This window comes from Eleftheria terrae, from assembly GCF_030419005.1.
Lineage (GTDB): Bacteria > Pseudomonadota > Gammaproteobacteria > Burkholderiales > Burkholderiaceae_C > Caldimonas > Caldimonas terrae.
Genome location: NZ_CP106951.1, coordinates 2,712,401 through 2,737,637, shown reverse-complemented (window position 1 = coordinate 2,737,637; position 25,237 = coordinate 2,712,401). Strand labels below are relative to the sequence as shown.

The 25,237-nt window shown below is 70.7% G+C and carries 22 protein-coding genes and 1 pseudogene; 12 read left to right on the top strand and 11 right to left on the bottom strand.

Annotated features, from left to right (window positions below):
* Positions 1-257 precede the first annotated feature (257 nt).
* The 4 genes from N7L95_RS12005 (at position 258) to N7L95_RS11990 (ending at position 4,465) form a co-directional block, all read left to right on the top strand.
* A complete protein-coding gene (locus N7L95_RS12005; RefSeq protein WP_301255496.1) occupies positions 258-1,007 on the top strand; it encodes a DUF4261 domain-containing protein in 750 nt (249 codons plus the stop codon).
* Positions 1,004-1,243, top strand: a complete 240-nt coding sequence (locus N7L95_RS12000; protein ID WP_435870014.1) for an oxidoreductase-like domain-containing protein — start codon at positions 1,004-1,006, stop codon at positions 1,241-1,243. Before N7L95_RS12005 ends, N7L95_RS12000 begins: the two co-directional genes overlap by 4 nt.
* 375 nt (positions 1,244-1,618) lie before the next feature.
* Complete coding sequence (locus tag N7L95_RS11995) at positions 1,619-2,194, top strand: hypothetical protein (RefSeq protein ID WP_301255495.1); 576 nt, start codon at positions 1,619-1,621, stop codon at positions 2,192-2,194.
* 78 nt (positions 2,195-2,272) lie between these two features.
* Entirely contained in the window at positions 2,273-4,465 is a 2,193-nt protein-coding gene (locus N7L95_RS11990; protein WP_301255494.1) for a phosphocholine-specific phospholipase C, read from the top strand.
* Between the two features lie 220 nt (positions 4,466-4,685).
* On the opposite strand, the gene N7L95_RS11985 is transcribed toward N7L95_RS11990, so the two are convergent.
* From N7L95_RS11985 to N7L95_RS11970, 4 genes are all read right to left on the bottom strand, one after another.
* Positions 4,686-6,221, bottom strand: coding sequence for a methyl-accepting chemotaxis protein (locus N7L95_RS11985; protein ID WP_301255493.1), 1,536 nt, complete (start codon positions 6,219-6,221; stop codon positions 4,686-4,688).
* A gap of 91 nt (positions 6,222-6,312) precedes the next feature.
* Complete coding sequence (locus N7L95_RS11980) at positions 6,313-6,705, bottom strand: hypothetical protein (protein WP_301255492.1); 393 nt, start codon at positions 6,703-6,705, stop codon at positions 6,313-6,315.
* A 26-nt stretch (positions 6,706-6,731) separates the two neighbouring features.
* Positions 6,732-7,982: a porin gene (locus N7L95_RS11975; protein ID WP_301255491.1), complete on the bottom strand. Its 1,251-nt coding sequence runs from the start codon at positions 7,980-7,982 to the stop codon at positions 6,732-6,734.
* Positions 7,983-8,464: 482 nt separating this feature from the next.
* Positions 8,465-9,121, bottom strand: coding sequence for a hypothetical protein (locus N7L95_RS11970; protein WP_301255490.1), 657 nt, complete (start codon positions 9,119-9,121; stop codon positions 8,465-8,467).
* Positions 9,122-9,552: 431 nt separating this feature from the next.
* Between N7L95_RS11970 and N7L95_RS11965 the strand changes: the two genes are divergently transcribed.
* Together N7L95_RS11965 and N7L95_RS11960 are read left to right on the top strand one after the other, a co-directional pair.
* On the top strand, positions 9,553-10,227 hold the full coding sequence (locus N7L95_RS11965) for a hypothetical protein (protein WP_301260033.1): 675 nt from the start codon (positions 9,553-9,555) through the stop codon (positions 10,225-10,227).
* A 143-nt stretch (positions 10,228-10,370) separates the two neighbouring features.
* Positions 10,371-11,228 (top strand): mechanosensitive ion channel family protein, encoded by an 858-nt coding sequence (locus tag N7L95_RS11960; protein WP_301260032.1) that lies wholly within the window; start codon positions 10,371-10,373, stop codon positions 11,226-11,228.
* A 13-nt stretch (positions 11,229-11,241) separates the two neighbouring features.
* Here N7L95_RS11960 and N7L95_RS11955 read toward each other — a convergent pair whose 3' ends face one another.
* Both N7L95_RS11955 and N7L95_RS11950 read right to left on the bottom strand, forming a co-directional pair.
* On the bottom strand, positions 11,242-11,703 hold the full coding sequence (locus tag N7L95_RS11955) for an SRPBCC family protein (protein WP_301260031.1): 462 nt from the start codon (positions 11,701-11,703) through the stop codon (positions 11,242-11,244).
* Between the two features lie 150 nt (positions 11,704-11,853).
* Positions 11,854-12,756 (bottom strand): LysR substrate-binding domain-containing protein, encoded by a 903-nt coding sequence (locus N7L95_RS11950; protein ID WP_301260030.1) that lies wholly within the window; start codon positions 12,754-12,756, stop codon positions 11,854-11,856.
* 228 nt (positions 12,757-12,984) lie between these two features.
* Between N7L95_RS11950 and N7L95_RS11945 the strand changes: the two genes are divergently transcribed.
* Positions 12,985-13,605, top strand: a complete 621-nt coding sequence (locus tag N7L95_RS11945; protein WP_301260029.1) for a LysE family translocator — start codon at positions 12,985-12,987, stop codon at positions 13,603-13,605.
* Between the two features lie 114 nt (positions 13,606-13,719).
* On the opposite strand, the gene N7L95_RS11940 is transcribed toward N7L95_RS11945, so the two are convergent.
* A complete protein-coding gene (locus N7L95_RS11940; protein ID WP_301260028.1) occupies positions 13,720-14,934 on the bottom strand; it encodes a urate hydroxylase PuuD in 1,215 nt (404 codons plus the stop codon).
* 228 nt (positions 14,935-15,162) lie between these two features.
* Positions 15,163-15,516 (bottom strand): hydroxyisourate hydrolase, encoded by a 354-nt coding sequence (gene uraH, locus N7L95_RS11935; protein ID WP_301260027.1) that lies wholly within the window; start codon positions 15,514-15,516, stop codon positions 15,163-15,165.
* Positions 15,517-15,690: 174 nt separating this feature from the next.
* Here uraH and N7L95_RS11930 point away from each other — a divergent pair, with 174 nt between their 5' ends.
* The 4 genes from N7L95_RS11930 to N7L95_RS11915 are packed head-to-tail and all read left to right on the top strand — an operon-like array spanning position 15,691 to position 21,533.
* Entirely contained in the window at positions 15,691-17,094 is a 1,404-nt protein-coding gene (locus tag N7L95_RS11930) for a nucleobase:cation symporter-2 family protein (RefSeq protein WP_301260026.1), read from the top strand.
* A gap of 10 nt (positions 17,095-17,104) precedes the next feature.
* Positions 17,105-18,508, top strand: coding sequence for an 8-oxoguanine deaminase (locus tag N7L95_RS11925; protein WP_301260025.1), 1,404 nt, complete (start codon positions 17,105-17,107; stop codon positions 18,506-18,508).
* Between the two features lie 26 nt (positions 18,509-18,534).
* On the top strand, positions 18,535-20,304 hold the full coding sequence (gene uraD, locus N7L95_RS11920; protein ID WP_301260024.1) for a 2-oxo-4-hydroxy-4-carboxy-5-ureidoimidazoline decarboxylase: 1,770 nt from the start codon (positions 18,535-18,537) through the stop codon (positions 20,302-20,304).
* A complete protein-coding gene (locus N7L95_RS11915) occupies positions 20,301-21,533 on the top strand; it encodes a M20 family metallopeptidase (RefSeq protein WP_301260023.1) in 1,233 nt (410 codons plus the stop codon). Before uraD ends, N7L95_RS11915 begins: the two co-directional genes overlap by 4 nt.
* A gap of 33 nt (positions 21,534-21,566) precedes the next feature.
* Here N7L95_RS11915 and N7L95_RS11910 read toward each other — a convergent pair whose 3' ends face one another.
* Together N7L95_RS11910 and N7L95_RS11905 are read right to left on the bottom strand one after the other, a co-directional pair.
* The gene (locus N7L95_RS11910; protein ID WP_301260022.1) at positions 21,567-22,106 is read right to left on the bottom strand and encodes a GNAT family N-acetyltransferase; all 540 of its coding nucleotides are present in this window, start codon (positions 22,104-22,106) and stop codon (positions 21,567-21,569) included.
* A 591-nt stretch (positions 22,107-22,697) separates the two neighbouring features.
* Positions 22,698-22,925 carry a hypothetical protein gene (locus tag N7L95_RS11905; protein ID WP_301260021.1) on the bottom strand — a complete coding sequence of 76 codons (228 nt, stop codon included), beginning with the start codon at positions 22,923-22,925 and terminating at the stop codon, positions 22,698-22,700.
* Between the two features lie 85 nt (positions 22,926-23,010).
* Here N7L95_RS11905 and N7L95_RS29585 point away from each other — a divergent pair.
* Positions 23,011-23,577 (top strand): annotated as a pseudogene (locus N7L95_RS29585) (hypothetical protein); the annotation flags it as partial.
* Positions 23,578-23,823: 246 nt separating this feature from the next.
* Here the strand turns inward: N7L95_RS29585 and pyk are convergent.
* Positions 23,824-25,236: a pyruvate kinase gene (pyk, locus tag N7L95_RS11900; RefSeq protein WP_301260020.1), complete on the bottom strand. Its 1,413-nt coding sequence runs from the start codon at positions 25,234-25,236 to the stop codon at positions 23,824-23,826.
* Between the last annotated feature and the right edge of the window lies 1 nt (position 25,237).

The window sequence follows — 25,237 nt, the reverse complement described above, 5'->3', positions numbered from 1 at the left end:
GGCCGGCGGCCAGCCGGCCACGGACAGGGCGCGCCTGGCTGGCCGCTGCCGCGCCGGGCACGCGCCTCCCGTCTTCGAGGGATAGGACCGCGGGGCTGCCTCCCGTATCCTCGCGCCTTCCGACCACGGCACCCCCGGCGCCGCAGACCGGGCCGGCCGCGGCCTGCCTGCCGTGCCTGCGCCCGGGGCATGGCTGGCGCCCCTGGGCGACCGAGCCTCCCCTTCCTCGAAGAAGCGAATCTCCTATGGCTCTTTGCATGGCAATGCTCACGTTGAGCGCCCCGGTGCGCCTGTCTGCCGCTGCGGTGGCGCAGGCGCTGGCCAGCGACTGGACGGGACTGCAGGCGGGTGAGGCGAGCGACCAGGATGAACCGGTGCTGTCGCTGCGGCTCGACGATGCCGACCTGGCCATCGCGCTCATGCCGGCGCCACTGCCCTGGAGCGATCTCGACGAGCCGTGCCAGACCAGCGTGCTGTGGCCCCAGGCCGCCTCGGCCCTGCGGTCCCATGCGATGCACCTGATCGCAGTCGTGACGGGCGAGGCCGCGCCGCTCACGCTGGCGCAGCGGCTGACGCAGGTGATCGCCTCGCTGATCGCCCGGTGCCCCGAGGTCAGCGGGGTCTACTGGACGGCGGCTGGACTGGTGTTGCCCCCTGCGCTGTTTCGCGACTTCGCAGTGCAGGTGGCGCCCCACATGCCGCCGGTGCCTCTGTGGGTGCATTTCCGCATCGGGCAGACCGCCGAGGGGCTCAGCTGCGGCTACACCCGCGGGCTGGGCGCGCTGGGGCTGATGGAGATCGAGGCGCAGGCCGCGCCCGAACCGGTGGCCGAGCTGCGCCAGCGGCTGCAGGAGCTGGCCGAGTACCTGCTGGTGCACGGCCCCGTCATCCAGCACGGCGACACGGTGGGCGCGGATGCGCAGGAGCAGATCCGCGTCGAGCACGGCACCTCGGTGTTCGGCGCCGAGGCCCCGGTCCTGCAACTGCTGTTCGAGCCGGCGGCATGAAGCCGGCACGGCAGGACCTGCTGCCGTGCGATGCTGTGGTGATGAAGCCGGCCGATCTGCCCGACGACCCCCAGCCCGTGCCGCCCCGTGAGCCGGCGCTGGACGAGTGCTGCGGGCAGGGCTGCGAGCCCTGCATCTTCGATCTCTACGAAGCGGCCCGCCAGCGCTACCTGGCCGAGCTGCAGGCATGGCAGGCGCGCCACGCCAGTCGGCTGACACCGGACGGCTCGTCCTGAGCTGAAGGCCGGAGGGAGGCGACGCTGGGACCGACCTGACGCCTCGATCGGCTTCTCGCCTCACTGCCCCTCAACGCACCTCACCTCACCGCAGCCCGCCGGCACCACCCTGCCATCCGCCTGCACCTCCTGCGGCAGCCCCTGGTTGCGACGGGCAGGGCGGCAGGGCCGCAGTGCCGCGTGTCGGTCGCCATCACGTCTCCTGCGGTCGCCTGCCGACGCCAAGCTGTCATCTGCCCTCGCTAACCTCCGGCCGCTGGATTGCTTCTCACGGCCGAAGGCGGCCGCGCGGCGGTCCGCCCCTGTGCATGCGGCGGGCCGCAGGCGCGCTGCGCCGCCCCCTGCTGCTCTCTCGTGACCCTTCTGGAGGATGCGATGCCCTTGTCCCTTCCCGCCTGGCTGGGCGCTGTAGCACTGGCCCTGGCACTGCCCTGCGCCGCCGTCGCCGCGCCGACCGTGCTCCATTTCGACGACCTTGGCAGCGACGGTCCGCTGCCGGCGGACTACGGCGGCCTGGACTGGTCGGCATCCGGGTGGTCGGCCTTCTCGGCCCTGCAGCCTCCGTACACCGCTCACTCCGGCAGTGGCCGGCTGCACACGGCCTGGGGCGGCGAGGACGGCGGCAGCGTCATCCGGTTCCGCCAGCCGGCCAGCTTCGAAGGCGCCTGGTTCGCCGGCCTGTCGGGCGCCACCGTCAGCTTCCAGCTCTATGCGCAGGGCGTGCTGGTGGCCCGCTCCACCACCCTGGACCCGGGCGCAACGCCCGCCTTCCTGGCCAGCGGCTATGCGGGCCTGGTCGATGCGGTGGTGGTGGCCAGTCCCGAGCACGGCAGCTTCGTGATGGACGACTTCAGCTTCAGCACCCCGGTGCCCGAGCCCGCCGCCCTGCTGCAGATGCTGGCCGGCCTGGGCGCGCTGCTGGCCGTGCGGCCGCTGCGCCGCCGGGCCTGAGGTGGCTGCCCACCTTCTGCCGTCCTGCTTCCACCCGCCATCCCCCTGCCAGCCCCTTCTGCAGAAAGAGTACCGCCGATGAGCCAACACGACCGCCGCCATTTCCTGCGCAGCGCCGGTGCAGCCGCCGCGCTGACGGCCTGCCCGCCTGCCATCCAGCGAGCCCTGGCGATCGCCGCTGACCGTCGCACCGGCAGCCTGCGCGACGTGCAGCACATCGTGATCCTCACGCAGGAGAACCGGTCGTTCGACCATTACTTCGGCAGCCTGCCCGGCGTGCGCGGCTTCGCCGACCGTTTCCCCGTGCCGGTGGCCGACGCGCCCGGGCTGCCGCAACGCACCGTGTGGGTCCAGCCGCGTCGCGAGGCCGGGGCCGGCACGGCCGGCATCGCACCGTTCGCGCTGGACACCACCCGCCGCTTCGAGCACATGCGGGTGGAAGGCACACCGCACAGCTGGGCCGATGCCCAGGCTGCCTGGGACCACGGACGCATGGCCGCCTGGACCGTGGCCAAGCACGATCACGCGATGGGCCACTACAGCCACGCAGACCTGCCCTTCCAGTGGGCGCTGGCCAATGCCTTCACGATCTGCGACGCCTACCACTGCGCCTTCCAGGGCGGCACCAATCCCAACCGCCTGTTCCTGTGGACCGGCAGCAACGACCCGCTGGCCCGTGGCAACGGCCCGGCCATCTACAACGACTACGACTGGTTCGATGCCGACCATGGCGACGGCGGCTATCGCTGGACCACCTATCCCGAGCGGCTGGAGCAGGCCGGCATCAGCTGGCAGGTCTACGAAGACATGGCGGACAACTTCACCGACAACCCGCTGGCCGGCTTCCAGGTTTTCCGCGCGGCCTACCGGGGCTTACCGGGGTCGTCGAACGCGCTGCGCGAACGCGGCGTCAGCACCCGCGGACTGGACCTGCTGCGGCAGGACGTGCAGGCGGGCCGCCTGCCGCAGGTGAGCTGGATCGTCGCCAACGCCGAGGGCTCGGAGCACCCCGGCCCCTCCAGCCCGGCACAGGGCGCCGACTACACCGCCCGCGTGCTGGACGCGCTGACCAGCAACCCGGAGGTCTGGAGCCGCACGGTGCTGTTCGTCAACTTCGACGAGAACGATGGCTTCTTCGATCACGTGCCGCCGCCGGCCGTGCCCTCGCGCCTGCCGTCCGGCCGCGGCGGCACCGTGCTGCATGGCGCTTCCACCGTCGACGCCACCGGCGAGTACCACCAGGTGCTGCCGCACTACCACGATGATGCCGAGGAGCGCGCCCTGCTGCAGCGCCCGTATGGCCTGGGGCCACGGGTGCCGATGTATGTCATCTCGCCCTGGTCCAAGGGCGGTTGGGTCAACTCGGAGGTGTTCGACCACACCTCGGTGATTCGCTTCATCGAGCGTCGTTTCGGTGTGCGGGAGCCCAACATCTCACCGTGGCGCCGGGCCGTCTGCGGTGACCTGATGTCGGCCTTCAATTTCGCCGACCCCGAGGACAGCGCCTTCTTCGACCGACTGCCCAAGACCGTGGCGCGGGCGGAACGGGCCCGCGCACTGCCGGGCCGCACGACACCGCCGACACCGTCGACGCTGGCCCTGCCGGTGCAGCCGGCGGGCATCCGCCCGTCACGCGCCTTGCCCTATACGCTGCAGGTGAACGCTCAGGTGCGGCCCGACACGCAGCGGGTCGGCGCCAGCGAGGTCGAGCTGGAGTTCTTGAGCCACGGCCAGGCCGCCGCGGTCTTCCATGTCTACGACCGGCTGCGCCTGCACGAGGTGCCAAGGCGCTACACGGTGGAGGCTGGCAAGCGCCTGGCCGGGCGCTGGACGCCCGCGCCGTCCGGGGCCTATGACCTGTGGGTGCTGGGGCCCAACGGCTTTCACCGGCACTTCACCGGCAATGCCCGCCGGGTGGCGGCGGCAGGCCAACCCAACCCCGAGGTGGACGTGGTGCATGACCGCCAGGGCGGTGGCCTGCTCATCACCCTGCGCAACACCGGGCCGGTGCCTTGCGTGTTCACGATGCAGGCCAACGCGTACTTCGGCGCTTCGTCCGGCGCCCGCCAGGCGGTGATGGCCCACAGCGACTTCCGCCTGGCCCGTGCGCTGGACAGCAGCGGGCACTGGTACGACTTCAGCGTGCGGGTGGAAGGCCAACCCGACTACAGCCGGCGCTTCGCCGGGCGGGTGGAGACCGGAGCCGCCTCGATCAGCGACCCGGCCATGTCCGGCCAGGCCATCGCGAGGCAGTGGGCGCTGCCGCGATGAGGGGCCGCCGCGGCATGCCGATGCGGCGCGGCCGTCGGCAGTCGTCCGTGGCGACGGGCGCCGCTGTGGCGCGCCCGGTGGTGGCGCTGATCCGCTCCTGGCGCGAGGTGGCGGCCCTGGCGCACGGCCGGCTGCCGCGGCGCTGAAAGGCAAAACGCCCGGCCGCAGGGTGCGGTCGGGCGTCAGGCGAAGCGGGCCAGTCCGTGTCGCGGCCGGCCCTTCAGCCGAGGCTGGCCGACTCGCTGCCCAGCTTGAAGGCGCCCACCGCGCCGGTCAGCCGGGTGGCCTGGTCGCGCAGGCTCTCTGCGGCCGCGGCCGACTGCTCCACCAAGGCCGCGTTCTGCTGCGTCATCTGGTCCAGCGCGTTCATCGAGGTGTTGACATGGCCGATGCCGCCGGCCTGCTCGGCGGTGGCATGGCTGATCTCGGCGATGATGTCGGTCACCCGCTGCACGCCGTCGACGATCTGCTGCATCGCGCCGCCGGCGTCCTGCACCAGCTGCGCGCCGCTGTCGACCTTCTCGCTCGACGCATTGATCAGGCTCTTGATCTCGCGCGCCGCCTGTGCCGAGCGCTGCGCCAGCGAGCGGACCTCGCCGGCCACCACCGCGAAGCCGCGGCCCTGCTCGCCGGCACGGGCGGCTTCCACCGCCGCGTTCAGCGCCAGGATGTTGGTCTGGAAGGCGATGCCGTCGATCACACCGATGATCTCGCCGATCTTGCGCGAGGCGGCGCTGATCTCGTCCATGCTCGACACCACCTGCGAGACGATGTTGCCGCCGCGCTGCGCCGCTTCGGACGCGCTGCGGGCCAGCTGGTCGGCCTGGCGGGCGGCTTCGGCGCTCTGGCTCACGGTGCTGGTGAGTTCGTCCATCGACGAGGCGGTCTGCTGCAGGTTGGAGGCGGTGGCCTCCGTGCGGCTGCTCAGGTCCTGGTTGCCCACCGCAATCTCCCGCGAGGCGGTAGCAATGGAGTCGGTGGACTGCCGGATGGTGCTGACCGTGTCGCGCAGGCGCAGCGCCATGGTGTACACCGCGGCATGCAGCGAGCCGCTGACCAGCGCTGCCTCACGCACGCGGGCCGCTGCGCTCAGGTCGCCGTCGGCGACGTCCTGCACCAGCTGGCGCAGGCGGGACGGCTCGTCACCCAGGTCGCGCCACACCGAAGCCACGATGAAGCGCGAGGCGATGCCCAGCGTCATCAGCACGGCCAGGCAGGTCGCCAGGCCCACCCAGACCGAGGTCTGGGTGCCGCTTGCCGCGGCGTCCAGTGACTGGCTCACGCCGGCCGCAGCGTCCTTCTTGCGCGCCTCGATCAGTTGGGTGAAGGCGGCTTGCGCACTTTGCATGCGGGTGACGAGGTCGCCCATCTCGGTCTTGCCCAGCATCGCCCGGGTGGCACCCACCGCGGCCGACTGGTAGGCCTCGAAAGCCTGGCCAAGCGCTTCGGCGTCCTGGCGATGGCCTTCGAGGCGGGCGGCCTCGGCCACGGCGGCCCGGGCATCCTTGACGATGGCTTCGACATCGGCGAGCCGCGAGTCATCCCCCTCCGAGGCCGCGGTCTGCAGCGTGAGGCGGAAGGCCTCGGCCGCGCGGTCGATGCGCACCACTTGTTCGAGGTAGGGATACGAGGTGCCCCGCAGGCTTTCCAGCGCGGCCGACGTGCGGCTGCCGACCGCCACGCTGATCGCCTGGCCCACGAAAAACACCGCCGCCGCGCACAGCGGCAACATCCAGATCTTGGCTCGGAACTTCACAATGTCATCCAGGTAGGGGGAGTCCGGGGAGCGCCGCGGCGTGTCGCGACGCCGGTGCTCCGCAAGGCCGGTCGCATGCACCGGCCGGTGGTCAGTCAAGGCTGACGAGCACCTTCACGCTGCCGTCGACGGCCGACTTGTCGATGTAGCCCACCACTTTCGGATCGGCGGCGACCGCCTTCTTCACCGCCGCGGCATCGGGCAGTTCCTTGGGGGCCAGGCCCTTGCCGGTGAACACCAGGCGCGACCAGGTGGCCTTCACCTGAGCGGCATCGCGGCCGGTCGCCTTCTTGTAGAACTCGGCCCGGATGGGCGCGCTGTCGACCTGGTCGACAGGCGTGTACGACTGGTTCTTGCCGAGGAACACGTCCGACACCTGCTCCTTGGTGAGGCTGCCGGCGGCAGGGTTGCCGATCACGACGATGTCGGCCCGGGCGAGGGTGGCGGCGCCGGCCAGCGCCAGCGTGATGCAAAGCTTCTTCATGATCTGTTTCCTGTGCACGCCAGCCATCACCAGACGAAGTCCACGGCGACGCTGTACACGTTGACCGACTTGCCGTTCAGGCCGGACTGGCCTTCGCGCACCACGAACTGGCCGCTGCTGCGCGCGTCGGGCTTGATGTGGTCGAACTGGGCCTTCACCGCGATGTTCTTCATCGCGTCCCAGCGCACGCCGGCCGCGACGGTCTTCTGGCCGACAGAGGCCAGGGTGTCGTTGACACCCTTCGACAGCGCGGCCATCGTGCCCGCCAGCTGCGGGATCGGCGCGGCCGGCAGTGTCTTGGAGCTGTCGCTGTCCTGCTTCAGCTTGGACAGCGTGACATACGGCGTCCAGGTGCCGAAGCGATAACCGCCGGTGAGGTACCAGCCGGTGGTGTCAGCCAGGAACGAGTCGGTGCGGCGACGGGTGTACTCGGCGCTGCCGACGATGTTGTTCCAGTCCAGCGAGGCGCCAATGCCGGTGAAGGTGGCGTCCTTGGAATCGGCCTCCAGATCGTCGGCCAGGCTGCCGAGCGAGCCCAGGCCCACCGGCAGGGCGGCCACGGTGCGCAGGCCGTTGAACAGCTGGTCCAGGCGCTGGGAGCGGGTGACGCTGAACTTGCCCTGGGCATGGCCCGCGCGCAGCGTGACCGGGCCAATCTCCGCCGAGGCGTTGACGCCGACAATGCGCTTGAGCTCGGGGCGCGCGCCGTTGGCGTACTTCACCTTGCTGCTGCCGGCGAAGAACTGGGCCGTGACGTTGGTGTCGCCGATCGAGGAGCTGTACAGCAGGTCGGCGCCGTCGAAGTGGCTGAAGGTGATCTGGCCATAGACGTCCAGCGGCGGACGGATCCAGGTGTTGGTGTAGCCGACGTCACGGAAGTCGCTCACCATGAAGAAGGGAGCGCCCATGCGGCCCACGCGCAGCGAGAACTTGTCGCCGAGCTTGGCCTTGCCGAAGGCCCATTCCAGCCCCGGGGTCCACTTGCCTTCGGAGTTGTGCTTGCTCAGCACCTGCGCGGTGGCCGAGAACATCAGGTTGAAGGTGGCGGTGGCCTGCACGCCGATCTTGCTGTCGACGCCGAAGTCGACCGACTTTCCGGCACCGTCGGGCTGGCCGGGAATGACGTAGTCGGCGTCGGAGTTGTTCGTCTTGACCGCCCCCACGGTGCCGAAGCCCGACAGGCTCAGTGCCGGGCCGCCAGTGTCCTGCGCAAGGCCGGGGGTCGAGAAAAGGGCCGCCAGGGCGGCAAGCGCGATCGTGCGCCGTTGGTGAGACATACGGTACTACCTGCTGAAGGATCGAACACAGGAGCCCTGCCTCGCGGGCAACGGACTCCGACTCGGGATTTATCGGTAGCTGCGGGGCCCGGTGAAGTGGGACATCGAACCATCGGCCCGCAAGCTGTGAGAAAGTTTGCGGAAAATGCCCTCGGACCCCGGTCAAGTGGCTCGAAAAACCGCAGTTTTGCGGAGCCCGCCGATGTGCTCCCAACGCCGGCGGTGCCTCCGTCGCACGGCCGGCGGTACGACGCGAGCCGCTCGGCGGCGCTTGTCCGCATGGCGAACGACGGCAGGCGCTGCAGGGCGCGCAGTGGCGGCGTCGAGCCGCGCGGCACTGGGTGACGGTGAAGGTACGGAGGCAGTGCAGGTGCGATGCGGGGATGCCGGAGTGAGCATTTGCGGCTCACGCGGGACCGGCCCGCGCAGCCGGCGGGTCAAGCCGGCCCGACGGCGGCCCCCGCTCCGCCGGCCGGGTTTCGCTACATGGTGCGATAGAGGCCAAAAGGCCGGTGGATCGGCGTGCCGGCCCGGATCGGCCCCTGCAGGCAGAGGCCGGTGATGCGGCTGCCGGAGAGGTCCTTCAGCAAGCCGAGCACGGCGAAGACATATTCCGGCTCGGGCGTCGTCAGATTGGTTTGCAGCAGCAGCAGGGTGCCCACCATCGGGTTGTCGGGCACCGCGGTGAAGGTGCCGACGCGGGTCTGCGGCATGCCGGTCGCCGAAGTGAACACGCCGAGGAAGGTGCCTTGTGCCAGCACCGTGTCGGGCATCGGAGGCTGCAACTGGAAGCTGATGCTGACCGGCCGGTCGACCACCACTTGCGGTGCACCGAGGAAGGCACCGGTCAATCCATCGTAGTTCGGAATGAGGCTGTCGAGCGGAATGCCGACACATTCCGGGATCGCCTGGCCGGCGGTGGCTTCGGCATGCAGCGTGCGGGCGTCACCGGGCAGCATGCGGGCCAGTTGTTCGATGAAGCGATGGTCTGCCTCACTGCCGGCCGCCTGCGCGGGACCGCAGACGATCGAAGCGAGGGCCAGGGTACAAGGGAGAAGAATGCTCCGCATGACGTGCTCCGTGGTTGGTGTCTCGATGCCACAAGCGAATGCTGCTGCCCATGACGCCTCGGCGGCCATGCACTTCGCGGCACACGCCGCCTGCTGCATGAATAGTGGCTGCCGCCACGGGCGGCAAGTGCAATCGGCCCATGACTGCACGAACCGGGGCCCCTTGGGCAGGGGGCAGGCCGTGGCCCGGTGCGGGCACGGTGCAAGCAAGCCGGCATCCCAGATGATGGCCGCCAGGGGCTGCGCAAGACCGTGGGAAGCCGGCTTGCCCAAGCCCGATGGCCGGTCTGCAGTGCGGCACTTTCGAGCTGAAGATTCTTCGGCATCCGGCTTCTCGGGCAGCGGTGCGCACTGGGTCATGGGCACTGGTCACTGCTCGCAGGCGGCGGCCGTCGCCCGCTGTGGCCCCTGCCACGCCGGGCCTGTTGGCTTTGGCGTTGGACGCCGACGGAGGCCGAGGGTACAACCGGACGACGGCAAAGCAGACCTGGAGGCCAGCCATGGATTTCAACGACCTCCTCACCTCGGGACCGGCCATCGGGACCGCGGTGGCCGGTGTGGTGGCGGCGCTCTACAAGGCGGCCAAGTCACTGCTGGAGTTCAACGACGAATACCTGCAGAAGCGCCGCTTCCGCCAGTACGCGTGGCTGCTGGCCGAGGCCGAGGAACATGCAGATCTGCGGGACTTCATTCATCTCGTCAAACGGGAAGACATCTTCCGTGGCGTGTTCGGCAAGCCGGTCTCACCGCAAACGGCGCGCGCGCTGGTGGCGCTGTACCAGAGCGGGCGGTATTCGATGGAGGAGCTGCGCGCCAGCTATCTCTACGCCCGGCTGCGCGACGACGGCACGCTGGAGGTGAAGCCGGGCGTGGGCGGTGCATTCGTGCTGGCCTTCACACTGAGCCTGGTGGCGGCGATGAGCGTCTATGCGGTGCTGCTGATCGTGCTGTTCCTGGGCGTGCAGAGCTGGTCGGCCGCGCTGGCGGCGGCCGGCGTGCTGGCGGTCTACTCGGGGCTGACCTGGCTGTTCTGCCGCGACGTCCGGGCCGTCATCCTCGCCCGCCGCGTGCAACGTCGCCTGGCCCAGGGGCCGGACGCACCGCAGGTCGCGCCGCCGCCCGCGTCGGTGGCACGCCAGCGCCTGGGCCTGCGCGCGGGCCCGGCGCGCAAATAGCGTGGCCGCCGGCCGCGGCTTGCCCCGTGCTGGCCCGGCCGCAGGCACCGCCCGGCCAGCACGGCGGGCCGCCGGACACTTCAGCGGCCGGCAGCGGGCCGGAAAGCCCGCACAATGGAGGGTTCGTCTACTTTCGGTCCTGCATGGAGCCCCTGATCACCCTGCTGCATCGCTTTGCTGTCGGCGATGCCTGGCGCATTGCCCTCACGCTGGCCGCGCTGGTCGGCACCACGGTGCTGCTGCGCCTGTCCCAGAAGCACCTCACGCGCACTGGCGCGTCGATGGCCGAGCGCCGCGAGCGCTTCGTCTTCGGCCGCAACGTCATCATCCTGCTGGCGATGGCCGGCATCACCGGCATCTGGGCCTCCAAGATCGCCGGCTTTGCCTTGTCGCTGGCCGCGGTGGCCGGTGCCATCCTGATCGTCAGCAAGGAGGCACTGTCCAACCTGCTGGGCTTTGCGATGATGACCGTGTCGCGGCCCTATCGCATTGGCGACTACATCCAGATCGGCGCGGCCGGCGGCCGGGTGGTCGACATCGATGCGATGTGCACCACCCTCATCGAGACCCTCGAAGGCCACCAGGCCACCGGCCGCACGGTGACCGTGCCGAACGCGATGCTGCTGACCCAGCCGGTGCGCAACCTCAGCGTGACCGGCCAGTTCGTCGTGCACCTGTTGCACATCGGGCTGGAACCCAAGGAAGACCTGCTGGCCCACGAAGCGGTGCTGCTGCAGGCAGCAGCCGAGGTTTGCGAGCCCTGGCGGGCCGAAGCCAACACCCACTTGAGCCGGCTGGAGGAGATCCGCAACGTCGACCTGCCGTCGGCCGAGCCGCGGGTGGTGGTGGAACTGGGGGACGCGAAGGCCGCGACGCTGGCGCTGCGCTATGTCTGCCGGCCGCACGAGCGGGTGAAGGTCGAGCAGGCCATCCTGCGCCACTACCTGGCGCACCGGCCGGCCTGGCTCGACGGCAGCAGCGAAGCCCAGAAGGCCGCCTGAGGCGGGCGGCCGCTCAGTGCTCCGCGGCGCGCGGGTGCATCACCGCCGCCACCAGCAGTTCCAGCCATTCCGACCAGCCGGCCAGTACCGCTGCACGCTCTTCCTCACTGAGGCCGAGGCCATGCCAGCCGTTGGTCACCGTCAGCTCGGTGGCCGCCGGCCCGAGTGGATGGAAGCGCACTTCGACAAATTCGTCGACCTGCCCATCCACGCCGGGGTCGGCATGGCAGAAGGTCTGCACGATGCGGTGGCCCGGCTCCAGCACCCGGTACTCGCCGGTCAGGCTGTTGGCCTGGGCGGGATCGCCGTCGTCGGAGGATGGAAAGCGGTAGCGGCCACCCACGTTCACGTCGGTGTCGACCACTTCCGCCAGCCAGCGCCGCATCAGCTCGGGTTCGGTCCACGCGGCATACAACTCATCGGCCGGGGCATCGACGCGCCGCCGCACCGTCACGACATGATCTGGCGTGCTCATCGCTTCCTATCCTTTCCGGGCCGGACGACGCAGAACAGGGCATGCGCGGCTCGGGGTGCCCGTCGGCCGGGCCAGCGCAAGCGGGTCAGTTCCCACTGAGCAAGCCGAGCGCCCGAAGTGCGGCTGGCGGCTGGCTGCCGCGGCATTTTGTCACGGCGCGCCCGGCGACAAGCCCATTTCCCGCGCGGAGCCGGCGAACTGCTCGCGCAGCCAGGCCAGCACCGCGGCGCGGCGCGCGTCGGCCTCGAAGGGCTGTGGCGACAGCAGGCAGTACGAGGAGCCGTCCTGCACGAAACCGAAGGGCGCCGCCAGCTGGCTGCCGGCCAGGTCCTCCTGCACCATGTAGGCCGAGCCGATGGCCACGCCCAGGCCCGCCCCGGCAGCCTGCAGGCTGAGGTAGAAGTGCTCGAAGCTCTGGCCCTGCCGGTGCGACACGGCCACACCCGCCGCCCGGGCCCAGCTGGCCCAGGCCGACTTGCGGGTGGCAGTGTGCAGCAGGCGTTGCGCCGTCAGTTCGAGGCGCCCGCGGCGCAGCAGGGCCGGCGCGCAGACCGGCCCGGTCCATTCCTCGCCGACCACTTCGGCCGCCAGGCCGGGCTCCCAGCGGAAATCATTGCGCCGCAGTGCCAGGTCCACGCCGGCGCGCTGGAAGTCCACCTTGCCGCCCGCCGCCGACAGGTGCAGCTGGATTTCGGGATGCCGCTTGTAGAAATTACCGAGCCTCGGGATCAGCCAGCGCATGGCAAGGGTCGGTTCGCAGGACAGCACCAACGGCGCTTGCGGCGGTGGGGCCGCCAGCTCGGCCACCGTGCGGGCCAGCTGCTCGAAGATGGCCTGGGTGGTGGCCTGCAGCTGCACACCCTGGGGCGTCAGGAAGACCGCGCGGTTGCGACGCTCGAACAGGGCCACGCCAAGCGCGTCTTCCAGGCTGCGCACCTGCCGGCTGACCGCGCCATGGGTCACGTGCAACTCGCTGGCGGCCGCCACGAAGCTGCCGAGCCGCGCCGCCGCGTCGAAGAAGCGCAGGCTGGAAAGGGGAGGGAGGCGCTGCATCAGTGAGCCAGGGTCACAGAAAAGCGCGCACTATAAATCGTTCGTCGACCGGCCGGTTTGCCGACACCATGCACGGCGTGGACGACAGCAGGTGCGTGTGCCCCGAGGCAGGTGCCGGCGGTCGCTTCGCCAGGCAGCGGTGAGGCGTACTCACCGATGGCCTGCCGCCGGGGCCTTGGCCTGCACTTCGGGCCGCCCGTCCTTCACGTCTTGCCGTCAACCGACGATATGAACGAATTTGCCGCCGTGGCCGCCGTCACCCTTGTCGCCACCGTCAGTCCTGGCCCGGACTTCGCCATGGTGAGCCGCAACAGCCTGCTGTTCGGGCGCCGCTGGGGCCTGTGGTCGGCGGCCGGCATTGCACTGGGCGTGCAGGTGCACGTGGCCTACACGATGTTCGGCGTTTCGCTGCTGCTGGCCCACACGCCGGCCTGGTTCGGCGTGCTGAAGTGGCTGGGCGCGGCCTACCTGGTCTTCATCGGCGCCCGGGCCCTGGCCGCGCACGGTGCCGGCCTGCCGGCAGACGGCCTGCCGGCCGGGACCGCGCCCAGCCGCGGCGCGCTGAGGACCGGCTTCATGACCAATGCGCTCAATCCGAAGACGACGCTGTTCGTGATCAGCACCTACACCCAGGTGGTCGGCCCCGCCACGCCGCTGCTTCGCCAGTTTGGCTACGGCCTGCTGATGTCGGCCGTGCACCTGGGCTGGTTCGCGCTGGTGGCGTTGCTGCTGTCGCAGCCGCGGCTGCGTCAGCGGGTGATGCGGCACCGTGTCGCGGTGGACCGCCTGACCGGCGCGGTGCTGGTCGGCCTGGGCCTGTCGCTGGCGCTCGCGGGCGTCAATCGGTGAGGCGGCCGCCCGCCTGCCGGGACCATCACGCCGGCTGCAGCTGGAAGCCGGCCATCACGCCGGCTGGCCGCCGGCTGAAGTGAGCGCGGCCGACTGAGGGCACTGGCGGGCGACTCAGTGCGCGGCGTTGCGCTGCTCGAACCAGCGGCCCAGCAGCTCGCGCTCGCCGGCCGTCATCTGGGTGGCGTTGTTGAGTGGCATGGTGCGGGTCACCACCGCCTGCTGGTAGATCTGCTGCGCGTGCTGCTCGATCAGCGCGGCGCTGCCGAGCTCGATGTTCTTGCTCTTCACCGCCGCGCTGTGGCAGAGCGTGCAGCGCTGCTCCACCACCGCCTGCACCTGGGCCAGCGTGACCGGTGTCGCCGCGGCGGCGGAGGTGGCCGGCGCCGACACGGTGGCGCGCGGCGCGGCCAGCGCCAGCAGGCCGACGATCATCACCACGCCGGCAGCCGCATAGCCGAAGGGCGGCGTCTTCTGCTGCAGCTTGGCGCGGTGCCGGGCAACGAAGTAGTGGCGGATCAGCGCGCCGGCCAGCATCAACACCGCCAGGGTCAGCCAGTTGTTCTCGCCGCTGTAGAGGAAGCCATAGTGGTTGCTGAGCATGGCGAACAGCACCGGCAGCGTGAAGTAGGTGTTGTGCACGCTGCGCTGCTTGCCGCGCTTGCCGTGGATGGGGTCCACCGGCTGGCCGGCCTTCAGCTGTGCCACCACCTTGCGCTGGCCGGGGATGATCCAGAAGAACACATTGGCACTCATGGCGGTGGCGATCATCGCGCCCACCAGCAGGAAGGCCGCCCGCCCGGCGAACAGCTGGCAGGCCAGCCAACAGGCGAAGACCACCGCGGCGAACACCAGCCCGCCGACCACCTTGTCGCCGTTCGGCCGCTGGCCGAAGACGCGGCAGATGCCGTCGTAGAGCAGCCAGAAGCCGGCCAGGAAGCCCAGCGCGACCGCCACCGCGAGCGAGGGCGACCAGTCGTGCACGCTCTTGTCGACCAGGAAGGTGCCGGCATTGAAGAGGTAGAGCACCGTGAAGAGGCCGAAGCCGGTCAGCCAGGTGGAATAGCTCTCCCAGTAGAACCAGTGCAGGTGCTGGGGCAGTTGCTTGGGCGAGACCAGGTACTTCTGCGGGTGGTAGAAGCCGCCGCCGTGCACGGCCCACAGCTCGCCGTCCACCCCCTTGGCCTTGAGGTCGGGCGCGGTCGGCGCGGTGAGGCTGTTGTCGAGGAAGACGAAGTAGAAGGAGGAGCCGATCCAGGCGATGGCCGTGATGACATGGGCCCAGCGCAGCAGCAGGTTGGCCCAGTCGAGCAAGTAGGCAGTGTCCATGAGACAGGGGCGTTCGAGTCGGGCCGCCGCACGCAACGCCGTCGGGCGATGCCGGTGCGCCGGCCGAAACCCCTTACCACTGCGGGCTCTGTAAGGAGGACACGTCGCAACCGGCCTGCAGGGGCAGGAGCCGGGCTCCGCGGCGACGCGGGGATTAAAGTGTATGCAATCTGACGGGTGAAGCGTGCACCGGGATTACCCTAGGAAAAGGCAGGCGGCGGTGCCGACTCAGCTGCCCCGATAGGTGGAATACGACCACGGGCTGGCCAGCAGGGGCACGTGGTAGTGCAGCGAGGCATCGGCGATGCCGAACTCCAGCGGCACGTCTTCCAGGAAGGCCGGCTCGGGCAGCGTGCGGCCCCGGCCGCGGAAATAGGCGCCCACCGCGAAGACGAGCCGGTAGCGGCCCGGCTGCAGCGCGCTGCCTTCCAGCAGTGGCGCGTCGGCCCGCCCGTCGTGGTTGAGGGCGAGGCGGGCGAGCGGCGTGGCGGCCTCGCCGTCGAGCCGGTAGAGCGACACCTGCAGGCCGGCGGCGGGGCAGCCGTCCACGGTGTCGAGCACATGGGTCGTGAGTTTTCCCAATCGATCCTCCAGATCAAAACAGTCCAAACCAGGCGCCACCCAATGTCTCGGCGGCAGCGCCGGCTAAAGTGTATACAGTCTTGCGTACCGCAAGTACAAATGCGTGTGTCCTGCGTACAGCCAGATAAACGGCGACGCAGCCTCCCCACCTGCCGGCGAACCGAAGGAGACATCGTGGCAGCCATTCTTTCCCCCTCCCGCGCGCTCTCGGAGGAGCGCCTGTCCCTCGGCCGCCTGCTGGCGCTCGGCCTGCAGCATGTGCTGGTGATGTATGCCGGCACGGTGGCCGTGCCGCTGGTGGTCGGCGGTGCGCTGAACCTGCCCAAGGACCAGCTGGCCTACCTCATCAACGCCGACCTGTTCGCGGCCGGCCTGATCACGCTGATCCAGGCGCTGGGCTTCTGGAAGTTCGGCATCCGCATGCCGGTGATGATGGGTGTCACCTTCGCGGCGGTGTCGCCGATGATCGCCATCGGCGCCAACCCGGAGGTCGGCCTGCTGGGCATCTACGGGGCGGTGATCGTCGCGGGGCTGTTCGGCATCGTGGTGGCTCCCTTGATGGGGCGCCTGCTGGGGCTGTTCCCGCCGGTGGTCACGGGCACCGTCATCGCGCTGATCGGCATGTCGCTGCTGGGGGTGGCCATCAACTGGGCCGCCGGCGGGCAGCCGAGCGTCACCGCCATGGTGGACGGTGTGGCCCACCAGACGGCCAACCCTGGCTATGGCGAGCTGGGCAACCTGGCGGTGGCCGCGGTGGTGCTGGCGGTGGTGCTGATCCTCACGAAGTACGGCCGGGGCCTGATTGCCAACATCGCGGTGTTGATCGGCCTGGTGGTCGGCACGGTCGCGGCCGCGGGGCTGGGCAAGGTGCATGTGGACGGCCTGTCGGAGGTGGCATGGATGTCGGTGGTCACGCCGCTGCATTTCGGCATGCCGGTGTTCGACGCCTCGGCCATCGTGTCGATGTGCATCGTCATGCTGATCACGCTGGTGGAGTCGACCGGCATGTTCCTGGCGCTGGCCGACATCACCGGCAAGAAGCTCAGCACCGAGGACCTCACGCGCGGCCTGCGCGCCGACGGGCTGGGCACCGTCATTGGCGGCGTGTTCAACACCTTCCCCTACACCTCGTTCTCGCAGAACGTGGGCCTGGTGACGGTGACCGGCGTGCGCTCACGCTATGTGGCGGCGGCCGGCGGGCTGATCCTGATCGCGCTCGGCCTGTTCCCGAAGATGGCGCACATCGTCGCCTCGGTGCCGCAGTTCGTGTTGGGCGGTGCCGGCATCGTGATGTTCGGCATGGTGGCCGCCACCGGTGTGCGCATCCTGGGCACGGTGGATTTCGAGCGCTGCCGGCACAACCTCTTCATCGTGGCGATCTCGATCGGCTTCGGCATGATGCCCACGCTCGCGCCGACCTTCTTCCAGCACTTCCCGGCCTGGATGGGCGCCATCACCCACAGCGGCATCGTGCTCGGCACGCTGGTGGCGGTGCTGCTGAACCTCTACTACAACGGCATGCAGTCGCGCGAGCTGGCCTTCGCCCAGGCCGCCGCCACCTCGCATGGCGCGGAATGAGGCGGTGACCATGGACACGAGACGGCCGCCGCTGGTGCTGCGCCATGCCGATGTCGTGGTGACGATGGACGCCGGGCGCCGCGAGATCGCCGACGGGACGGTGGTGGTGCAGGGCGGCACCATCGAATGGGTGGGGCCCACCGCGGCGCTGCCTTCGCGGCATGCCGAGGCGGTGCACAACGGCACTGCCCGGGTGATCGAGCTGGCCGGCCATGCGTTGCTGCCCGGCCTGGTGAACACCCACCACCACATGTACCAGAGCCTGACCCGGGCGCTGCCCGGCGCGCAGGACGCCGAGCTGTTCGGCTGGCTGCAGCACCTCTACCCGGTGTGGCGGCAGCTGACGCCGGAGATGGTGCGCGTCTCCACGCTCACCGCGATGGCCGAGCTGCTGCTGTCGGGCTGCACGACCAGCAGCGACCATCTCTACCTCTATCCCAACGGCAGCCGGCTTGACGACGCCATCGAGGCGGCGCACCAGATCGGCATGCGTTTCCATGCCGCGCGCGGCAGCATGAGCGTGGGCCGCAGCCAGGGTGGCCTGCCGCCCGACAGCGTGGTGGAGGACGAGGACGCCATCCTGAAGGACACCGAGCGGCTGATCCGGCAGTGGCACGACCCACGCGATCAGGCGATGACGCGCATCGTCGTCGCGCCCTGCTCGCCGTTCTCGGTTTCGCAGGACCTGATGCGCGAGTCGGCCCTGCTGGCCCGCCAGCATGGCGTGTCGCTGCACACCCACCTGGCGGAGAACGACAACGACCTGGCCTATTCCCGCGAGCGCTTCGGCAAGACGCCGGCCGAGTACGCGGAAGACCTGGGCTGGGTCGGGCCGGACGTCTGGCATGCGCACTGCGTCAAGCTCGATGCCGCCGGCATCGCGCTGTTCGCCCGCACCGGCACTGGCGTGGCGCACTGCCCCTGCTCCAACATGCGGCTGGCCTCGGGCATCGCGCCGGTGCGCGCCATGCGTGACGCCGGCGTGCCGGTGGGCCTGGGCGTGGACGGCAGCGCTTCGAACGACGCCGCCCACCTGCTGGGCGAAGCCCGGCAGGCCCTGCTGCTGCAGCGGGTGGGCCACGGCCCGCAGGCCATGACGGCTCGCGAGGCGCTGGAGATTGCCACGCTGGGCGGCGCCCGGGTGCTGGGCCGCAGCGACATCGGTGCCCTGGCGCCCGGCATGGCGGCCGACCTGGTGGCCTTCGACCTGCGCGGCGTCGCGCATGCCGGCGCCCAGCACGATCCGGTGGCGGCGCTCGTGTTCTGCACGCCAGGCACGGCAGCGGTGGTGGTGGTGAACGGCCGGGTGGTGGTGGAGGGCGGGCAGCTGTGCACGCTGGACCTGCCGCCGCACCTGGAGCGACACCGCGCGCTGAGCCTGCAACTGGCCGAGCGGGCCCGCCGCGAGGCCTGAACGACCTTCTTCACAGCTTCTTCGACATGCACACCCTGGAACAACTCAACCGCGCGTCGGACGACGACGTTGCCGCCGCGCTGGACGGCGTCTACGAACACTCGCCCTGGGTGGCGCGGGCGGCCGCCGCGATGCGGCCCTTCCGCAGCCTGGCCCACCTGAAGTACACGCTGGCGCGTGCCGTGCGCGAGGCTGGCCGCGAGGCGCAGCTGCGCCTGCTGCGGGCCCACCCGGAGCTGGCCGGCAAGGCCATGGTGGCGAGGTCGCTGACGGCCGAATCGACCCAGGAGCAGTCCGCCGCCGGCCTGACCGCCTGCACACCCGAGGAGTTCGCGCGGCTGCAGCAGCTCAACACCCGCTACAACGAGCGCTTCGGCTGGCCTTTCATCCTGGCGGTGCGCGGCCCGCGCGGCCGGGGCCTCAGCCGCCGCGAGATCATCGAGACCTTCGAGCGGCGCCTGCAGGGGCATGCGGACTTCGAGTTCCAGGAATGCTTGCGCAACATCGACCGCATTGCCGAGCTGCGGCTCAACGACAAGTTCGGCCAGCGGCCGGTGCTGGGCGAGCAAGTGTGGGACTGGGCCGAGGCGCTGGCCCGCCACAGCGATGCCGGCAGCGCGCCCGGTGAACTGACGGTGACCTACCTCACCGAGGCCCACCGTGCCTGCGCGCGCCAGCTGTGCGCCTGGATGCAGGACGCCGGCTTCGACGAGGTGGCGGTCGATGCCGTCGGCAACGTGGTGGGCCGCTACCTTGGCGAGCAGCCGGGGTTGCCCGCGCTGATGACCGGCTCGCACTACGACACGGTGCGCAATGCCGGCAGGTACGACGGCCGCCTCGGCGTGCTGGTGCCGATAGCGGCGGTACAGCACCTGGCGCGGACCGGACGCCGCCTGCCCTGCACGCTCGAGGTGATCGGCTTCGCGGAAGAGGAGGGCCAGCGCTTCGCGGCCACCTTCCTCGGCTCCAGCGCGGTGGTGGGCAACTTCGACATGGGCTGGCTGTCGCAGGTGGATGCGGCCGGCGTCACGATGCGCGAGGCCCTGGCCACGGCCGGGCTGGACCCGGCGGCCATCCCCGCGCTGGCCCGGCGGCGTGAGGACTACCGGGGCTTCGTCGAACTGCACATCGAGCAGGGCCCGGTGCTCGACGGCCTGGACCTGCCGCTGGGCGTGGTCAGCTCCATCAATGCCAGCGTGCGGCTGCGCGGCGAGGTGGTGGGGGTGGCCAGCCACGCCGGCACCACGCCGATGCACCTGCGGCGCGATGCGGCGGCCGCGGTGGCCGAGCTGTCGGTGTGGATGGAGGCGCGGGCCGCGGCCGACGGCGACTCGGTGGCCACCATTGGCATGCTGCAGGTGCCCAATGGCTCGGTGAACGTGGTGCCGGGCCGCTGCAGCTTCAGCCTGGACTTGCGTGCGCCGTCAGACGCCCAGCGCGACCGGCTCGACGAGGACGTGCGGGCCCAGCTGGCGCGCATCTGCGAGCGCCGCGGCCTGCAATACAGCCTGCAGCAGACGATGCGGGTGGCGGCCGCACCGTGCGATGCGGCGCTGAGTGCGCGCTGGGCGGCCGCGGTGGAGCGGCTGGGCCTGCCGGTGCACCGGCTGCCCAGCGGCGCCGGCCACGACGCGATGAAGCTGCACGAGCTGCTGCCGCAGGCCATGCTGTTTGTGCGTGGCGGCAATGCCGGCATCAGCCACAACCCGCTGGAAAGCATCACCAGCGACGACGCCGACCTGTGCGTGCGGGCCTTCCTGGACCTGCTCGACTCACTCTCAGGAGACCCTTCATGACGACCACCCCCCACCAGGCGCTGGACGCCTGGATCGAGGCGCATTTCGACGAACAGGTGCGCTACCTGCAGGCGCTGGTGCAGGTGCCCACCGACACGCCGCCCGGCAACAACGCGCCGCATGCCGAGCGCACCGCCGAGCTGCTGCGCGGCTTCGGCCTGCAGGCCGAGCACCACCCGGTGCCCACCGCGCGGGTGGAGGCCGCCGGCCTGCAGAGCATCACCAACCTGGTGGTGCGGCATCGCTTCGGCGAGGCCGGTCCCACCATCGGGCTCAACGCGCATGGCGACGTGGTACCGCCCGGCGAGGGCTGGACGCGCGACCCCTACGGCGCCGAGATCGAGGACGGCCGCCTCTACGGCCGGGCCGCCGCGGTGAGCAAGAGCGACTTCGCCACCTTCACCTTCGCGCTGCGGGCGCTGCAGGCGCTGGGCCGGCCGCTGAAGGGCGGCGTGGAGCTGTACTTCACCTACGACGAGGAATTCGGCGGTGAGCTGGGCCCCGGCTGGCTGCTGGAGCAGGGCCTGATCCGGCCCGACCTGCTGATCGCCGCCGGCTTCAGCTACGAGGTGGTGACGGCGCACAATGGCTGCCTGCAGATGGAGGTGACGGTGCACGGCAAGATGGCGCACGCCGCCATCCCGCACACCGGCGTCGATGCGCTGCAGGCGGCAGTGCAGCTGTTGAATGCGCTGTACCGCGAGAACGAGCGCTACCACGGCATCGTCTCGCAGGTGCCGGGCATCCGGCATCCCTACCTCAACGTCGGCACCATCGCCGGTGGCACCAACACCAACGTGGTGCCCGGCAAGGTGTCGTTCAAGCTCGACCGCCGCATGATTCCGGAGGAACGCCCGGCCGAGGTCGAGGCCCAGCTGCAGCGCCTGATTGAGGAGACCGCCGCCCGCCTGCCCGGTGTCACCGTCGAGGTGCGCCGCCTGCTGCTGGCCCGTGCGATGCAGCCGCTGCCCGGCAATGCGCCGCTGGTGCAGGCGCTGCAGGCGCATGGCGAGGTGGTGTTTGGCGAGCCCATTCCGGCCATGGGCACGCCGCTGTACACCGATGTGCGCCTGTTCTGCGAGCGTGGCATTCCGGCCGTGATCTACGGCGCGGGACCGCGCACGGTGCTGGAGTCGCATGCCAAGCGGGCCGACGAGCGGCTGGTGCTGGACGACCTCAAGCGCGCCACGCGGGTGGTTGCGCGGGCCTTGTACGACTTGCTGGCCTGAGGGAGGCGCCCGCGGGGCCTGGCCCGCAAGGCCTCAAGGCGCCTGCCCGGGTGCCATGGCGGCCGGCAGTCGCTTGAAGTAGTAGACGGTGGGATGCAGGCTGCCGTCCGGCGCCGCCGCGTAGTCGGGGATTTCGCCGGCGCGCTGCCAGCCCTGCCGCAGGTACAGCGCTTCGGCCTCGGAGCCGCGCAGCGTGTCGAGCACGAGCAGGCGGAGGCCTTCGCTGCACGCCTGCCGCTCCACGGCGGCGAGCAGTTGCGAGGCCACCCCTTGCCGGCGTTCGGTGCGCAGCACCAGCAGCTTCTGCACCTCGGCGCGGTGGCGTCCGTTTTCCTTGCTGCAGGGCGCCAGCTGCACCGCCCCGGCCACCCGGCCGCTGCGCTGCGCCACCCACAGCTGCAGGCCGGGGCCGAGGGCGGCGAACACCTGGTCCCAGTAGCGCTCGGCGGTGCCTGACGCCACCGGGGCGAGGAAGCCGACCGAAGCACCGCCATGCACGCAGTCGGTCAGCAGATCACAAAGGCCGCGGTAGAGGCCGGCCTCGGGCGCGGGGACGTTCCGGATCACGAGCATGCAGGCTCCTGGCTCAGCACCGATGGTTTCCACATCTTAGAGCGGCTAACAAAACTCTTCTGGCGTCGTTGCGCCGCCTTGCCGTACCGGTCGTACTGTCTGCGGCGGCGCGCCTAGCCAGAACCGCTGCGCTGAGTTTTGTTAGCCGCTCTTAGACCGAGGCTGGCGACGAGGGGCGGGATCATGCAACACGGAACGGCTTGCTTCACAAGGAAAGCCTTCAGCGCCGCCCCGGGAGCCAAAGGGGCGGGCTGGTCATGCCGCTCGGCGCGGCGTGCGGCGCAACCTCTGTAGGGGAGACAAGGGTTGCGGTCGCGATGCCGCCATATGCAAGCCACTGACCCCTGCCCATCGACCCGGCTGCACGGTCCGGCCGGCGGCTCCATCGCCGAGACGGTGAGCGCCGCCTGCCGGGCGGTGTTTGCCGGGGCGGGTTCGCATTCGTCGGCAGCCGCCCTCCTGCAGGACCGCGGCATCCCGATGAAGGCCTGTGACCGTCCGCCTTGCCGGCTGTTTGACGCCCGGGCGAGTGCTGGTGCTGGTGCGACCGCTCAAGGCAGTGGCCGCCCGTCGCAGGTTTAACAGGGTGCCTCAAGACGGCGACAAGCGGTCCTGAGTAGGGTGCCTGCGGAGCTTGAACGTCCCGCTGCGATTGCCGCCTGCCTGGCGCACAGCGAAACATCCCTCCAGAGACAACAAGATGAACAAGCCACTGACCATCGTGCTCGCTCTGGCGCTCGCGCCCGCGGTCCACGCCACCCCCACCAGCACCCCCACCAGCACCAGCACCCCCACCAGCACCAGCACCAGCACCAGCACCAGCTACGCGAGCCTGACCCACCTCCAGTTCACCTCGAAGGACCTGAGGCCCCGCGACGGTACCGAGGCCGGCTTCGGCTTCGTCATGCCAGCGCAGACGGTGGTGGCGGTGAGCAACACGGCCGACGGGCCGCCGGGCCACGAGAAGAGCGTGGAAGGCGGCTTCAGTGAGCTGTCGATCTCGCAGGACGATGGCCATGCGCAGGTGGGCCCCGGGTTCCTGATCGCCGAGGCCGCCAGCCACACGCCGGGCAAGCGGGTCGACGTCACGGCCTATACCGGCGGCGGTGGGATCGAGCACGGGCAAGGCTGGCAGCAGATCATGCTGGCCCCGCATGTGTCGCTCACGATGTCGGGATTCGCGCAGCTCAGCATCCATTGCGCCGAGGGCGTCGGCCGGGGCTGCGACAACACGCTGGCCTACGTCCACTTCGGCTTCTGGGGCGTCGTACCCCGCGAGACCTGGCAATGGCTGTCCGCAAGCCGGCCTGGCGAAACGCGGACGGAGCAACGCTTCATGGAAGCACCCATCGAGAACCACTCCGATGAGCCCATGGTGCTCGGCTTCCAGGCCTATGTGCAAGCCTCCGCCGACCCTCTCAGCCCCATCCCCGAGCCAGGGACATACGCCCTGTTGCTGGCCGGCCTGGCGATGCTCGGTGCGCGCACGCGCAGGCGGCAGTCGTGGTCATCCTGGGGCGCGGGTCCGGCAAGCCCACCCCGCAGCACCTCTGCTGGCTGGCAACGCCGGGCTGAAGGACCGGCAACACCGCGAGGTGGCCCGCCTGGGCAGCGCCGGTCCACGGCTCCAGCCTCCGGCGGCTCCCATCCGGCGGCGGGCGCCGTTGTGGCCACTGGCCTGATCGACCCGGCACGGTGCCGCCGAGTGCGGAGTGCGCTACACCCGCGCAACCCGCAACAGGTTGGTCGACCCCGCCTGGCCGAAGGGCAGGCCGGCCACCAGCGTGAACAGGTCGCCCGGCGCCGCCAGCCCCTCGCCCAGCAGGTGGCGGCCGGCCAGGGCCACCAGCTCGTCGCTGCCCGGCACCTCCTGGCAGCGCACCGAATGCACGCCCCAGGCCAGCGCCAGGCGGCGGGCGATCGCCTCGCTTGGCGCCAGGCTGAGGATGGGCACCGCCGGCCGCTCGCGCGCGGCGCGCAGGGCCGTGTGGCCGGAGGTGGTGAAGGCCACGCTGGCGCGCGCCTTCAGCACGCCGGTGGTCTCGCGCAGCGCCGCGCACAGCGCGTCGGCCTCGTTCGACTCTGGCGCGGCGCGGGCCGTCGCCAGCGTGGTGGTGAAGTCGGGATCGGCCTCCACCTGGCGCAGGATGCGGTCCATCATCGCCACCGCCTCCACCGGGTGCCGGCCCGAGGCCGACTCGGCCGACAGCATCACCGCGTCGGCGCCTTCATAGATGGCGTTGGCCACGTCGGAAGCCTCGGCCCGGGTGGGCACCGGGGCGCTGACCATCGATTCGAGCATCTGCGTCGCCACGATCACCGGCTTGCCCTGGCGGCGGCACAGCCGCACCACGCTGCGCTGGATGCCGGGCACCGCCTCGGGCGGCATCTCCACGCCGAGGTCACCGCGCGCCACCATCACCGCGTCGGCCTGCTGCACGATCTGCGGCAACTCGGCCAGCGCCGCCGGCTTCTCGATCTTGGCCAGCAGCCAGGCCCGCGGGCCCACCAGCTCGCGCGCTTCCACCAGGTCGGCGGCGCGCTGCACGAAGGACAGCGCCACCCAGTCCACCCCCAGCGCCAGGGCGAAAGCCAGGTCCTCGCGGTCCTTGGGCGTCAGTGCGGGAATGGGGATGGCGGCGTCCGGCAGGTTGACGCCCTTGCGGTCGGACAGGCGGCCGCCCACTGCCACGCGGGTGTGCAGCCGCTCGCCGTCGTTGTGGCGCACCACCAGCCGCAGGCGGCCGTCGTCCAGCAGCAATGCCTGGCCTGGCGTGGCAGCGGCAAACAGCTCGGGATGCGGCAGCTGCACCCGGCGGCCGTCACCGGGCGCAGGGTCGCGGTCGAGCAGGAAGTCCTGCCCGGCCAGCAGTTCCACACTGCCTCCCTCGAAGCGGCCGACCCTCAGCTTGGGGCCCTGCAGGTCGGCCAGCACCGCGATGGGCCGGCTGCGCTGGCGCTCGACGCTGCGCACCTGCTCGTAGCGGCGGCGGTGGTCCTCGTGGCTGCCGTGGCTGAAGTTGAGGCGGAAGACATCGACGCCAGCGTCGAACATCGCCCGGATGGTGGCCGCCTCGCTGCTGGCGGGGCCCAGGGTGGCGACGATCTTCGCCTGGCGGAGTCTGTGCATG